The sequence below is a fragment of the Renibacterium salmoninarum ATCC 33209 genome (assembly GCF_000018885.1).
Lineage (GTDB): Bacteria > Actinomycetota > Actinomycetes > Actinomycetales > Micrococcaceae > Renibacterium > Renibacterium salmoninarum.
In genome coordinates, this window is sequence record NC_010168.1 from 1,091,887 (window position 1) to 1,103,989 (window position 12,103).

12 protein-coding genes and 2 pseudogenes are annotated in these 12,103 nt (G+C 56.6%); 6 read left to right on the forward strand and 8 right to left on the reverse strand.

The window, feature by feature from the left end; translation table 11 throughout:
* Nucleotides 1-57: 57 nt before the first annotated feature.
* From RSAL33209_RS05565 to RSAL33209_RS05585, 5 genes are read right to left on the reverse strand one after another with little or no spacing between them, the layout of a single operon-like run.
* Nucleotides 58-621, reverse strand: a complete 564-nt coding sequence (locus RSAL33209_RS05565) for a class I SAM-dependent methyltransferase (protein ID WP_012244704.1) — start codon at nucleotides 619-621, stop codon at nucleotides 58-60.
* Nucleotides 622-633: 12 nt separating this feature from the next.
* Entirely contained in the window at nucleotides 634-894 is a 261-nt protein-coding gene (locus RSAL33209_RS05570) for a methyltransferase domain-containing protein (RefSeq protein WP_012244705.1), read from the reverse strand.
* 24 nt (nucleotides 895-918) lie between these two features.
* The gene (locus RSAL33209_RS05575) at nucleotides 919-1,779 is read right to left on the reverse strand and encodes a class I SAM-dependent methyltransferase (protein WP_012244706.1); all 861 of its coding nucleotides are present in this window, start codon (nucleotides 1,777-1,779) and stop codon (nucleotides 919-921) included.
* A 41-nt stretch (nucleotides 1,780-1,820) separates the two neighbouring features.
* Nucleotides 1,821-2,288: a tRNA (cytidine(34)-2'-O)-methyltransferase gene (locus RSAL33209_RS05580; RefSeq protein WP_041684510.1), complete on the reverse strand. Its 468-nt coding sequence runs from the start codon at nucleotides 2,286-2,288 to the stop codon at nucleotides 1,821-1,823.
* 58 nt (nucleotides 2,289-2,346) lie between these two features.
* Nucleotides 2,347-3,267, reverse strand: a complete 921-nt coding sequence (locus RSAL33209_RS05585) for a J domain-containing protein (protein WP_041685258.1) — start codon at nucleotides 3,265-3,267, stop codon at nucleotides 2,347-2,349.
* 215 nt (nucleotides 3,268-3,482) lie between these two features.
* Between RSAL33209_RS05585 and RSAL33209_RS05590 the strand changes: the two genes are divergently transcribed.
* From RSAL33209_RS05590 to RSAL33209_RS05610, 5 genes are all read left to right on the forward strand, one after another.
* Nucleotides 3,483-4,067 (forward strand): GNAT family N-acetyltransferase, encoded by a 585-nt coding sequence (locus RSAL33209_RS05590; protein ID WP_411740985.1) that lies wholly within the window; start codon nucleotides 3,483-3,485, stop codon nucleotides 4,065-4,067.
* Nucleotides 4,068-4,168: 101 nt separating this feature from the next.
* Nucleotides 4,169-4,465: an Asp-tRNA(Asn)/Glu-tRNA(Gln) amidotransferase subunit GatC gene (gene gatC / locus RSAL33209_RS05595; RefSeq protein ID WP_012244710.1), complete on the forward strand. Its 297-nt coding sequence runs from the start codon at nucleotides 4,169-4,171 to the stop codon at nucleotides 4,463-4,465.
* A gap of 4 nt (nucleotides 4,466-4,469) precedes the next feature.
* Complete coding sequence (gene gatA / locus RSAL33209_RS05600; RefSeq protein WP_012244711.1) at nucleotides 4,470-6,032, forward strand: Asp-tRNA(Asn)/Glu-tRNA(Gln) amidotransferase subunit GatA; 1,563 nt, start codon at nucleotides 4,470-4,472, stop codon at nucleotides 6,030-6,032.
* Nucleotides 6,032-7,537, forward strand: a complete 1,506-nt coding sequence (gatB, locus tag RSAL33209_RS05605) for an Asp-tRNA(Asn)/Glu-tRNA(Gln) amidotransferase subunit GatB (protein WP_012244712.1) — start codon at nucleotides 6,032-6,034, stop codon at nucleotides 7,535-7,537. Before gatA ends, gatB begins: the two co-directional genes overlap by 1 nt.
* Before the next feature lie 2 nt (nucleotides 7,538-7,539).
* Nucleotides 7,540-8,301 carry a protein phosphatase 2C domain-containing protein gene (locus RSAL33209_RS05610; RefSeq protein ID WP_012244713.1) on the forward strand — a complete coding sequence of 254 codons (762 nt, stop codon included), beginning with the start codon at nucleotides 7,540-7,542 and terminating at the stop codon, nucleotides 8,299-8,301.
* A gap of 95 nt (nucleotides 8,302-8,396) precedes the next feature.
* On the opposite strand, the pseudogene RSAL33209_RS05615 reads toward RSAL33209_RS05610, so the two are convergent.
* From RSAL33209_RS05615 to RSAL33209_RS05620, 3 genes and pseudogenes are all read right to left on the reverse strand, one after another.
* Nucleotides 8,397-8,957 (reverse strand): annotated as a pseudogene (locus RSAL33209_RS05615) (S1 family peptidase); the annotation flags it as partial.
* Between the two features lie 12 nt (nucleotides 8,958-8,969).
* A complete protein-coding gene (locus RSAL33209_RS19170) occupies nucleotides 8,970-9,104 on the reverse strand; it encodes a hypothetical protein (protein WP_267895930.1) in 135 nt (44 codons plus the stop codon).
* 684 nt (nucleotides 9,105-9,788) lie between these two features.
* Nucleotides 9,789-11,054, reverse strand: a pseudogene (locus RSAL33209_RS05620) (IS3 family transposase).
* A gap of 63 nt (nucleotides 11,055-11,117) precedes the next feature.
* On the opposite strand from RSAL33209_RS05620, the gene RSAL33209_RS05630 reads away from it, so the two are divergent.
* On the forward strand, nucleotides 11,118-12,071 hold the full coding sequence (locus tag RSAL33209_RS05630) for a Gfo/Idh/MocA family protein (RefSeq protein ID WP_233496584.1): 954 nt from the start codon (nucleotides 11,118-11,120) through the stop codon (nucleotides 12,069-12,071).
* Nucleotides 12,072-12,103: the final 32 nt, after the last annotated feature.

The following is a 12,103-nucleotide window of genomic DNA, read 5'->3' on the forward strand; positions in this document are numbered from 1 at the left end:
CGGGTTCTTGATCCGAAGCCCGTATATGGAGATAACTGAATCGTTGCGGCCACCTGTTCACCCCCTCTTGCAAATCTCTGACACCTGATATTCGCAGCTCAGGGCGGGTTGGATGGGCCAGGGTTTTGTGGCACGGGCAATAAGGGCATCTGCTTCTAGATTTAGGGGACACCAATTCGCAATAAGACGTTGTCGAACGCGTTCGACAACGCGCGGATCAGTGGGCAGCGCAGCGATAAGCAGGCTCGAGAGCACAAAGTCCCAGGCGCTTTCTGGCGTGAGAGGCACGGAAAAAGGAATCGCACTCACCGTAATATCCGATAGGCCTGCCGTGCTGAGGATGTCAATCAGTTTTGCTTCGGTATTGGTTTTGCCAAGATTTCGTGCAGATGCGCTGGCTACTTGGCGGGGGCCGCCTTCCGCTTCGCAAGCGGCCAACACCAACTTCGTTAGCGAGCTAAAAGGCCTACCTTGCCAGACGCTCAGCACTAGCTGGCCGCCTGGTCGTAGCCGAGAGCTCAAAGACTCGCAAGCTACCGCTGGCTCGCCGAGGAAGAAGACGCCAAAACCACAGAGTACGGCGTCGTAATTGTTTGACTCGGTAGTGAGCGCGTCGCCCACTTTGAAGGAGAGTTACGGAACGTCCAGTAGCCGAGCAGTATTTTGGGCTGCGCTAACCATCTGCGTTGACAGATCAACGGCAGTTACGACGCCGGCTGAACCCAGGGCTTTCGCCGCGAGAAAGGCTGATGCACCTGTGCCGCAACAGGCATCGAAAACCGCTTCACCAGGCTGCAACGCGGCGGCGTCCACTAAGGGGATAGCCAGCGGGGCCCAGAGCGATTGGGTCCATCGATCGAATCTGTCCGCGGCCCGGTCCCAAAGTTCGCTCATCCAGTCCGACTTATTCGAGCCGAATCAGGCTTTGCTAGCTTTGGCGACGAGCGTGTCGGAATTGAACTCAACTTGGCTACCAAGCGCGCGGATCGAGCCCAAAAACTCTTTGCTTACCCGGGCAATGGCATCTGGATCGCGTGGCAAAAGCGTTCGCCAGCCACTTCCCATAACCAAAGCCCAGGCCATTTCCGCGTCAACACTGAGTTTGAGCGGGTGCGTTTCGACCTCGATGGCGGTGAGGCCGAGTTTCGCGAGCCAGTCATGTAGCGAATCGGCATTGGAGATCAGGTCCATATTTTGATTAGCCAAGGGAATGACCTCAGCAAGTCGCGGGCGTTCAGTAATGGCCGCTTGCAAAATCAACTCAGCAAGCGGTGACAATGCGCCCCGGACCCAGGTATTGAGCACAATTCGCCCGTCAGGCCTAAGCATCGAAAGCAGATGGGCTACGCCGTCGGACATGTCTTGAAAGAAGAAAATCGAGTAAGAACACAGCACCGCATCGAAAGTTCGATGGCCGCGCCAAGCAGTCACATCGGCGTGCGTCAAAGTGGTGTTCAGAATGTGAGCTGCACCGAGCTTCTTACCGGCCGAGGCGAGCAACCCGGACGAAAGGTCAACGCCGTCAACGCTCCCGCTGGCCCCTACCGCGAGCGCCGCTGGAATCGTTGCTGCCCCCGATCCGCAGCATGCGTCCAAGACTCGTTCGCCTTCTTTGAGCTGAGTAGCCGCCACTATTGTGCGCGCGGCCGGATCCCAGAGCGCTTCGGACCAGGCCTCGAACTGCATCGAACCATCGGTAAAGGCTAAGCCAGGATCCCGAGCCGTCAGGCTGCTTCTGGGGCTAAAGGTTCTGACGTTGTTATTGCTGCTCGAGTCCATGGCGTTCCTTTGCTTAGTCCGGTGTTGCGGGGCGGTTCCGGTCAGAGTTGTGCGCCGGGAAATCCGTGTTGCCGCCAGGCTTCATAGACAGCGATTGAAGCAGCATTGGCCAGATTGAGTGATCGCAGTCCAGGCAGCATAGGCAGCCGAACACGAGAGGTAACGTGCGGGTCGGTTTTGACTTCTGCTGGTAGGCCGACAGATTCCGGACCAAACATCAGCACATCGCCAGCTTGATATTCGATGTCGGTATAAGAAGCTTCCCCGTCAGAGGTGAAAGCGAGCACTCGTTCAGGAGCGAGCGCAGCCCAGGCGCTCGGCAAATCCGGGTGTACGTGCAAAACGGCAAGATCATGATAATCAAGACCTGCGCGGCGTAGCTTGGAATCTTCTAGCTCGAACCCAAAGGGTTCTACTAAGTGCAGCTCGGAGCCGGTAATTGCCGCAAGCCGAATGGCATTGCCGGTATTGCCCGGGATTTCTGGGGTATAAAACAGGATGCGAAACACCGGATCAGTGTAGCGGTTTAACTTTGCCAGGCCTTGTGATTTAGCTTGCGTGAAGCAGTTAGTACATGCCGCCCAAAAGTCGTGAAAGTACTTGTAGATCGACAACCTGCGGTGTGCGCCCGGCGACCAGAAATGAGCCGAGTTCTCGCCCTAATCGAGCAGCGCCAACCACGTTGAGGTGCGGGCCGCCGTCGGTCTCGTTGCGGCGAGTGTAGTCAATTACTGGTTCAAAGGGATTCCCGCCGGGGGAGTGCACGATGATCCACGCGGACACCGTACATTCAGGGAAAAGCTGGGAAAGCGCGTGCACTGCCGGTAAGAGCCGAGGAGCCTCGATACCGCGTTGGCCATGCACCAGGGTGCTGCCATTCCAACGGTAGGCTCCCTCGGGCACCATCATCGAGGACACTACGGCCAGCCGATATCCCATCAGCACCACGTGATCTAGATGACTTTTGTCAATGGGCGATACCAAGCCATTGACCAGCCGGGCTGAGGGATATTTGTGCAGAATGTGCTGTTGGATCAGCTCGATACTGCGGGCTTCGCAAATGAGTCGAGCCTGTGCACCGAAGAGCCCTCGTTTCCGAGGTGCACCGTGAATCTGTCGGCTAGCTTGCTCCAGCGGCAGTAGTGGGGCTTGCTGCCCGCCGAACGCAGGCACGAACACCGGGAGGCCCGTGGCGTTACGGTTTGCCTGTTCCTGTTCTGTACGGCTAGTTCTAAATTGCGCTTTCTGCGTACTTTGCCTAGCTTGCTCTGGCCCAACCGGGGCATAAGCGCGGTCGTAACTGGCTCGCTTAGTCGGATCAATGAGGGTTTGATACGCCTCAGTGACAATGCGGAATTCTTCGGCATTTCCACCATGATCAGGGTGAGCTTCGCGGGCAGCACGCCGGTAAGCGGCTTTGATCTGCTTCTGGTCTGCTGTCACGGCTAACTGCAAGACTTGGTAAAACGTGCGGTATTCACGGCTCACGTCGAGGCCTTTCCACACGTTCGGATTGAAGTTTAATAGTTGGCGGATTGGCTGTGTAACCGCCGGTAATATGGTGCGGCACTCAACCGTTCCTTGGCAACTGGGCGCGGCCAGAGTTCTTGAGAAGCGATTCGCAATCACTGTCTCGATGTCAACGCCTTAGCGGGCGTGCAGGTTCCAATCAGCAGGTTTTGCGAGGTGATCGAGTTGATATTGTGCCCTTAGGCTCTGTCATCGTGGGGATAGTGATTACTTTCCGCCCTGCCGTTCCTGGCGATTTTGACGACGTCGCTCGAATCACCAGAGATTCCTACCTGGGTGCTGGCTACTTCGATTCAGCTGAACACCCCTATTTAGTTCAAATCCAAGACGTGAAACGGCGGGCCCAAGCTGCGCAAATTTGGGTTGCCGAGCAGGATCGTGGCAACGGTGCCCAGGTGGTTGGTGCGGTTACGCTAGCTCGGCACGGTGAGCCCTATGCGGATATTGCCATGCCTGACGAGCTCGAAATGCGAATTTTGGTGGTAGACCCCAGACTTCAGCGCAGCGGAATTGGCAAGGCTATGGTGAAGGCCATCATTGCGCACGCTCAGAGTTTAGACGGCGTTGATGCGGTGAGTCTGACCACGGGGGACAACTGGGTGTCAGCCCATGCCCTGTACCAGTCGATGGGCTTTAGCCGCCAAGAATGGCGTGACTGGACGGTGCCAAATACCGGGCCAAATACCGATCCTGAGGTAGAAATCTGGCTGCGGGTTTACCGCCTGGAACTCGAAGAGTCTTTGCCCGAATTTCCGTAGCGATTCCCCTAGCGATTCCCACCGCACGGAATGATTCTCGCTGGGTCTACGGCTACGCATAGACTAGTGGGGAATCTTTACACAGCTTCCAAGGGAGTCCCATGGCTGAAATCAATCGTGATGACGTTGCGCACCTGGCGCAGCTCGCGCACATTGACATGTCCGAATCAGAACTGGATCGGATGGCTGGAGAATTGGCCGTCATCGTCGATTCGGTGAAGTCTGTTAGTGAAATTGCTGGCGATGATGCGCCGGCAACCTCGCACCCTATCCCGTTGAGCAATGTGCTTCGGGAAGATACCGTGGGCCACGTGCTGAGCCAAGAACAAGTACTCTCCGGTGCTCCGGATGCTGAAGACGGCCGTTTCAAAGTCCCCGCGATCCTGGAAGAGGACTAATTTCATGACGGAACTGATTAAACTTTCGGCGGCCGCTTTGGCGGCCAAGCTTGCCTCGGGTGAAGTGACCAGCGTCCAGGTGACGCAGGCATATTTGGACCGAATCGCCCTGGTAGATGGCGAGTTGAACGCCTTTTTGCATTTGAATGCTGAAGAAGCTCTACGCGTCGCTGCCGAGGTTGATGCAGACCGTGCGGCAGGCAAAGAGCTGCACGAATTGGCCGGTGTGCCGATTGCGATCAAAGATCTCATCGTGACTAAAGGGCAACCGACTACGGCCGGTTCTAAAATCCTGGAGGGCTGGATCAGCCCTTACGACGCCACCGTGATTGAAAAAATCCGGGCTGCGAAGATGCCAATTTTGGGTAAAACCAACTTGGACGAATTCGCGATGGGCTCCTCAACTGAGCACTCCGCTTTTGGTCCCACACGTAATCCTTGGGATTTGACCCGGATCCCCGGTGGCTCAGGTGGTGGTTCGGCAGCTGCCGTAGCTGCTTTTGAAGCGCCATTGGCATTGGGTACTGATACCGGCGGTTCGATTCGTCAGCCGGGTGCAGTTACTGGAACTGTCGGCGTCAAGCCGACCTATGGCGGCGTCTCCCGCTATGGGGCAATTGCGATGGCCTCCTCGCTGGATCAAATCGGCCCGGTTAGTCGTACCGTGCTCGACGCTGCGCTGCTGCAAGAAGTCATTGGTGGCCACGATCCCAAAGACTCAACGTCCCTGGTTGATCCGATTAACGGGCAGACTGGCTGCACGGGCCTCGCGGATGCCGCCCGGCTGGGAGCCAACGGTGACCTAACTGGCGTGCGCATCGGCGTCGTCAAGGAGCTCGGTGGCGAAGGTTACCAAGAAGGCGTTGAGGTGCGCTTCCGTGAGTCTTTAGAGTTGTTACGCGGTGCAGGTGCTGAGATCGTAGAAGTTTCCTGCCCTAGTTTTGGTTACGCCTTGGGCGCGTACTACTTGATCATGCCGTCAGAGGCATCAAGTAACTTGGCAAAGTTTGATGGCGTTCGCTTTGGTCTGCGCAAGCTCCCCGAAGACGGCCCGATGACGATTGAGCGAGTCATGTCTGCGACCCGTGCGGCCGGATTTGGCAACGAAGTGAAGCGTCGAATCATCCTTGGCGCCTATGCGCTTTCAGCCGGCTATTACGACGCCTATTACGGCTCAGCACAAAAGTTCCGTACGCTGATTCAGCGTGATTTTGAGGCGGCATTCGCTCAAGCGGATGTCCTCATTTCACCCACTGCGCCAACCACGGCGTTCAAATTTGGTGAGAAAATGGCTGATCCGCTGGCGATGTACCTCAACGACGTTGCGACCATTCCGGCAAACCTCGCTGGTGTACCTGGTATGTCATTACCGAATGGCCTGGCTGATGAAGATGGGCTACCTTCCGGCATTCAGCTGTTGGCTCCGGCCCGCGAAGATGCGCTGATGTACCGCGTAGGTGCCGCGTTGGAGGCATTACATGAAGCGCAGTGGGGCGGGCCCATCCTAGACCGGGCCCCGGAATTGGGCGCTGCCTCGAATGCAACAGCTGTGGAAGGAACGAAATAATGACTGAAACTTTGGTTCCCTTCGACGAATTGCTCGAACGGTACGAGCCCGCGCTTGGCTTTGAAGTACACGTGGAATTGAACACCGCCACGAAGATGTTCTCCTCAGCTCCGAATGCTTTTGGCGATGTACCGAACACCAATGTGAATGAAGTTGACTTGGGCCTGCCCGGGGTTCTTCCAGTGGTGAACAAAGCCGCGGTGGAAAGTTCGATCAAAATCGGACTTGCGCTGAACTGCAAGATTGCCGAGTTCTGCCGCTTCTCGCGGAAGAACTACTTCTACCCGGATACACCCAAGAACTTCCAGACCTCGCAGTACGACGAGCCAATTGCTTATGACGGCTACCTGGACCTTGAGCTGGCTGATGGCACGGTGTTTCGCGTTGAAATCGAGCGCGCGCATATGGAAGAAGACGCTGGAAAGCTGACCCACTTGGGCGGCTCGACGGGCCGAATCCAAGGTGCCGACTACTCTTTGGTTGATTACAACCGTTCCGGCGTTCCGTTGGTGGAAATCGTGACCAAACCAATTCTCGGAGCTGGTTCTCGCGCTCCGGAACTGGCCAAAGCCTACGTTGCTGCGATCCGCGAAATCGTCAAAAACTTGGGTGTTTCCGATGCCAAGATGGAGCGCGGGAATGTGCGCTGTGATGCGAACGTTTCACTGATGCCTAAGGGCAGCACAACTCTTGGCACCCGGTCCGAGACCAAAAATGTGAACTCGCTGCGCGCCGTCGAACATACCGTTCGCTTTGAAATGGAACGGCATGCCGGAATTCTGGATGCCGGCGGCAAGGTAGTCCAAGAGACTCGACACTGGCACGAAGACACCCGCACGACGACCTCGGGTCGACCGAAGTCTGATGCCGATGATTACCGGTATTTCCCAGAGCCAGATTTGGTCCCGGTGGTCACCACCGCAGCTTGGGTTGAAGAGCTGCGCGCGCAATTGCCCGAACCTCCTGCTGAACGACGCAAGCGGCTGCAGGCCGACTGGGGCTATACGGACCTTGAGTTCCGGGATGTTGTCAACGCCGGTATCATGGATGAAATCGAAGCGACCATCACCGCGGGTGCTACTGCTGCGGTCGCCCGTAAGTGGTGGATGGGTGAGATCGCTCGTCGAGCCAAGATCGCCGACGTCGAACCGGTAGAGCTTGGCGTGAGCCCCGCGGTTGTTGTTGAGCTACAGGGCCTAATCGACGCTGGCAAGATCAATGACAAGCTGGCCCGTGATGTGCTCGACGGCGTATTAGCTGGCGAAGGCTCGCCTACCGAGGTTGTCGCCTCACGTGGCTTGGCTGTGGTTTCCGACGACGGCGCTCTGCAAGCTGCTATTGATGAAGCCCTGGCAGCTCAGCCCGATGTCGCGGACAAGATCAGTGGCGGCAAGGTGCAAGCCGTTGGCGCGATTGTTGGCGGCGTGATGAAAACTACTCGCGGACAGGCGGATGCCGGTCGCGTGCGTGAACTGATCCTGAAGACTCTGGGCGTGGAGGGCTAACTTTGTCTTGGCAGATTGTTGCCCGGGTACTTTCTGAGGGCGACAATCATCCCAATGAGGATGCTTGTGGCTTTGCCGGTAATACTGCCTGGGTCATTGATGGAGCTACCTCAGTCCTGGGGCCCTTGAGCTTGCCTGCCGCGAGCGATCCTGGTTGGTATTCCGCAGCTTTGGGCCAAGAACTCGCTTTGGCCGCTAGCTTGTCTGGTACTCGGGCGGTGCTGGCGGCGGCCTTGGCTCAGATTGATCGAATCGGTGCGCAGCTGGTCGGTGAGGAACGGGTGCGATTTCCCTCCGCAGCTTTATCAGTGGTGCAGCTGACCTTTAATCGGGCAGGCGACTGCGACGGCGTCGAAGTACTTTCGCTTGCGGACTGTCATGTGGTGGTACGAGAGCGCGGCGGCGCAATCAAGCACGTGGTTGCTGCGCTCGCTGATCCTCAGGCCGCGAAGATGAGCTCTGAGGATTTGGCGGCTTCGCGTCGCCGTCGCAATACTACCGAGGGTCTCTGGGTGGCTCGACGCGAGCCGGAAGCCGCTGAGCATGCCTTGGTAGTTCCTTGCAACGCGCCGGAATTGTTAACTCTGGTCAGCGATGGTGCCTGGCGGGCCGTCGACCTTGGCCTGATTGCCAGCCCGGAGGAGTTTCTTGACGCGGTCTCGACCCCGATTGGCGTCCTGGAGTTACAGACCGAGCTGCGCCAGCACCAGGCCGCTATTGGTGAAAAGGCCGACGACGCCACAATCCTCACCCTCCACCCCTAACGCTCTACCCCCGTCGAGTGTCGATTTGTGGCTGGTTTGAACACCAAAAACCAGCCACAAGTCGACACTCGACGGAGTGGAAAAGCGGGAGTTGCTTAGAGTCCGGCGACGTCCTTGATCCAGGAAAGGCCCTTGGCTACATCAACGTAGTCGCAAGCGCCCTGTGGGTTACTGCCGCCATTGGAGCTAGTCGAGGCAACTCCAACGACTTTGCCGCCAACGATCAAGGGACCACCGGAATCGCCCTTCCAGCAAGATCCGCTGATGCCATTGAACCTAACGGACGGTCCACCAGCATTGTCTGAACCGTAGCCGGTAACCTTCACACTGGCCGTTTTCAGCACGGGCGAAGCTGGGCCGGTAGGAGTTTCCCGTCCCCAACCGTAAATGTTGCCCTTCGCGCCAATTGAAGGCGTCGTGGAACCGAGCGTGGCAGTTGGTGTGTCTGTTGGCTGCGCCAACTCTACGAGAGCCAAATCGCCGTCATCCCAGGTGACAACTTGGCTGCTGTCTAGCTAAGTGCCACCATCGATGTCGGTGCTGCCTACTTTGATAGTGATTGTGCCGCCCACGCAGTGCTTTGCCGTCAGAACCCAAGTGCTAGAAATAACTTCTGAGGTGCAATTGAATGCACCGTTCTTGAGAAGTTTTGCGGTGAAGGGAACCGATTAGAAATCAGCAGCTTCACCGCCGACAATTCGGGGTGCCACGGGCGCAGCATTTGCTGCACTGGGCAACGCAGATGCGCCGCTTAGCGCAATTACCGTCAGTGCGGCGCCGACGAGAAATTTATTCAGCTTCATAAGAACTTCCTCTATTGAGACTGCTCGATGTGCCAAATCTTCCGCATTTTTTTTGCACAGAAGATTCAGTGGATAGTTTCACGATCCCCTAAATTCGCATGAATTATCAATGGAAATTGAAGATTGTGAGAAACTTGACGGTAAATTCGGATTTTTCTTTCAGGCTCGCAGAATTGTGATTTATTTTGAATTAATTCCGAAGGTATCTATCTCATTCGTTTGATCGTAAAATCGCCGAATTTTTCCCAGCTTTCTTACCAGCAAGAGCCCGTTAGTTTCGAGCGAGACGCTCGACGCACTCAACCGCGATCATGGTCCAAGCTGATCGAAACTTGGTTCTGCAATCATCTTCTTGCATGTTTTCGATTTGACTCTCATGGTTTGTTAAACGATTAACAAGATCTGAGCTGAGTCACTGATCCAGTTCATGGTGAGAGAGGGACTCCATGGGTTCAGCAACGCTGCAACGCTCCGATTCTCCGCAGAGCAATGCCGGGTCGGCCTCATCCGGAGTGTCAACCGATACTCTCGGGCGAAAAGGCCGGGGGAGTAAGAGAGGTCGAGGCGGTAAGAACGCAACGGCCAAGAAGATTCCATTGCGTCTGAGGTTCAAACGGGATTGGCAAATGTTGCTGCTCATGATCCCGGGCCTGTTGAATCGCCCCGGTGTGTCCGGAGGGTTTCTCAGACGATGAGCCTGTCGGCGGCTGCCGTGCTCTGGTAGTGATTGTAGTAGTGGTTTTCTAGCTCTACTGGTGGGATGTCTCCGCAGTACTGGTAGAGCCTTCGGTGGTTGTACCAATCGGCCCATTCAGCGGTGCCGATTTCGACTTCTTCTAGAGTCCGCCAGGGCTTGCCGGGTTTGATCAGCTCGGTCTTATAAAGCCCGTTGATGGTTTCCGCCAAGGCGTTGTCGTAACTATCACCCACAGAACCGATCGAGGGGCGGATACCGGCCTGGGCCAGGCGTTCGGTGAAGGCCAAGGAGGCGTATTGAGCCCCGGCATCGTGATGATGAATCACCCCGGAAATCTCAGCCCCGGCCCGTTCACGACTCCAGATTGCCTGATTAACTGCGTTGAGCACTAGCACGGTGTTCATAGAAGCACTCGCTGACCAGCCCAGGATCCTCCGAGAGTAGGCATCGATCACGAAGGCAACATAGACCCACCCGGACCAGGTCGAAACATAGGTGAAATCATCTACCCATAGCCGATCCGGTGCCGTTGGTGTGAAATCACGGCGGACCAAGTCCTTCGCTCGGGCCGCCTTCGAGTCTTTGATCGTGGTGCGTTTGACCTTGCCACGGACCGCACCCTGTATGCCAAGTAACCCCATGAGCCGTTCTACCGTGCACCTGGCCACCGGCACACCTTCACGGTTCATCGCCAACCAGACTTTCCTGGTGCCGTAAACCCCGTAATTAGCGGCATACACCTTCTGGATCACGGGCTTGAGCACCTCATCACGTTGTTCTCGGTGAGATCGTGTTTTATCCACCCATTCGTAGTACGTGGACGGGGTGGTCTTCACCCCGTCCCAGTAAGCACCTGGCAGATCGACTCGACACCCCACCGCAATCCATTATTCTCGCGGTGACCGGCATGGTCCTTGATGTATTTCACGATCAGTGTTGTGGCGGTCGAGTTCGACCGCGAAAAAAGCTGAAGCACTCCGAAGGATCGCGTTCGCCCGTTTCAGCTCAGCGTTCTCACGCCGTAACCGTTTCAGCTCGGCCGATTCCGTGCTCGTTGTTCCAGTTCTAGTACCAACATCGATCTCGGCTTGCCGGACCCATTTACGCACCGTTTCCGGCACACCCACACCCAAAAGCTGGGCAACTTTTTGCATCGCCGCCCACTCCGAAGACGCACCCTCCATCTCCGCCACCATGCGCACCGTACGATCCTTCAACTCCTGCGGATACCGTGTCGTAGTTTTCCCTGCCATGTCCTGATCCTCTCAAACAAGAAAGTCTCCGGACACACCGGGGCGATTCACGATTTGGACGCTGTGGTGGTGCTGACGCCGGACTATCTGCACGCCGAGCATGCGATCGACGTCTTGGAATCTGGCAAGGCCGTTTACGTTGAGAAACCGCTTGCCGTAACGGCCGAGCAGGCGGAAGCGGTGCTGGCCGCAGCAACGCGCAATCAAAAGCTGCTTTTTGTTGGGCACAATATGCGATTCATGCCAGTGGTTGAATCGCTCAAAAAAGCGATCGACGACGGCTTGATCGGTGAAGTGAAGTCCATCTGGTGCCGGCATTTTGTTGGTCATGGTGGAGACTTCTTCTTCAAAGACTGGCATGCAGATCGGCAGAAGGTGAACTCGTTGCTCCTGCAAAAAGGAGCCCATGATCTGGACGTGATTAACTATCTCTCCGGTTCTGAGCCTGAGCGGGTGAGTGCTTTTGGTAAACGCACCGTGTACTTCCCGGTACCTGGTGCGCGGCCCGAACCTTCGATCGACCATGATTGGGAGGCCTACTTACGCAGTTGGCCACCGGTGGATCGTACTGATCTGGCTGAGGTAATTGATGTCGAAGATCTCAGCATTGTGAACCTGCAGATGAGCAACGGGGTCTTGGCGACCTATCAGCAGTGCCATTACACACCGGATTATTGGCGCAGTTACACGGTGATTGGTGACCGGGGCAGATTAGAGAATTTCGGTGACGGACCGGGAGCTCAGATCAGAGTCTGGAATCAGCGGATCATGGGTTATTCGGAGGAACCAGATATCCGAATCAATGTGCATCATCCTTCTGGCAGTCACGCCGGCGCGGATCCACGCATCGTGGCGGCTTTCTTGCAAGCGCTGGCTGAAGGCGATCCGGGCGCCGGAAACGGTCGCTCGGCCCTCGCCGCGGTCCGGGCAGGGGCCGGAGCTACCGAGTCGCTGCGCGATGCCGGTAGACCGGTAGGGTTCAAACGAGTGGGGTTCAAGCGAGAGGCTTCGATTTGAGTGCCGAGATCGCTCTGGTAACCGGTGCTGCG

Excerpts from the sequence above, each read along its gene's own strand:
- gatB (WP_012244712.1), top strand. The coding sequence starts at position 6,032 with ATGACTGAAACTTTGGTTCCCTTCGACGAATTGCTCGAACGGTACGAG.
- gatA (WP_012244711.1), top strand. The coding sequence starts at position 4,470 with ATGACGGAACTGATTAAACTTTCGGCGGCCGCTTTGGCGGCCAAGCTT.
- RSAL33209_RS19170 (WP_267895930.1), bottom strand. The coding sequence starts at position 9,104 with ATGAAGCTGAATAAATTTCTCGTCGGCGCCGCACTGACGGTAATTGCG.
- RSAL33209_RS05575 (WP_012244706.1), bottom strand. The coding sequence starts at position 1,779 with ATGGACTCGAGCAGCAATAACAACGTCAGAACCTTTAGCCCCAGAAGC.
- gatC (WP_012244710.1), top strand. The coding sequence starts at position 4,169 with ATGGCTGAAATCAATCGTGATGACGTTGCGCACCTGGCGCAGCTCGCG.
- RSAL33209_RS05570 (WP_012244705.1), bottom strand. The coding sequence starts at position 894 with ATGAGCGAACTTTGGGACCGGGCCGCGGACAGATTCGATCGATGGACC.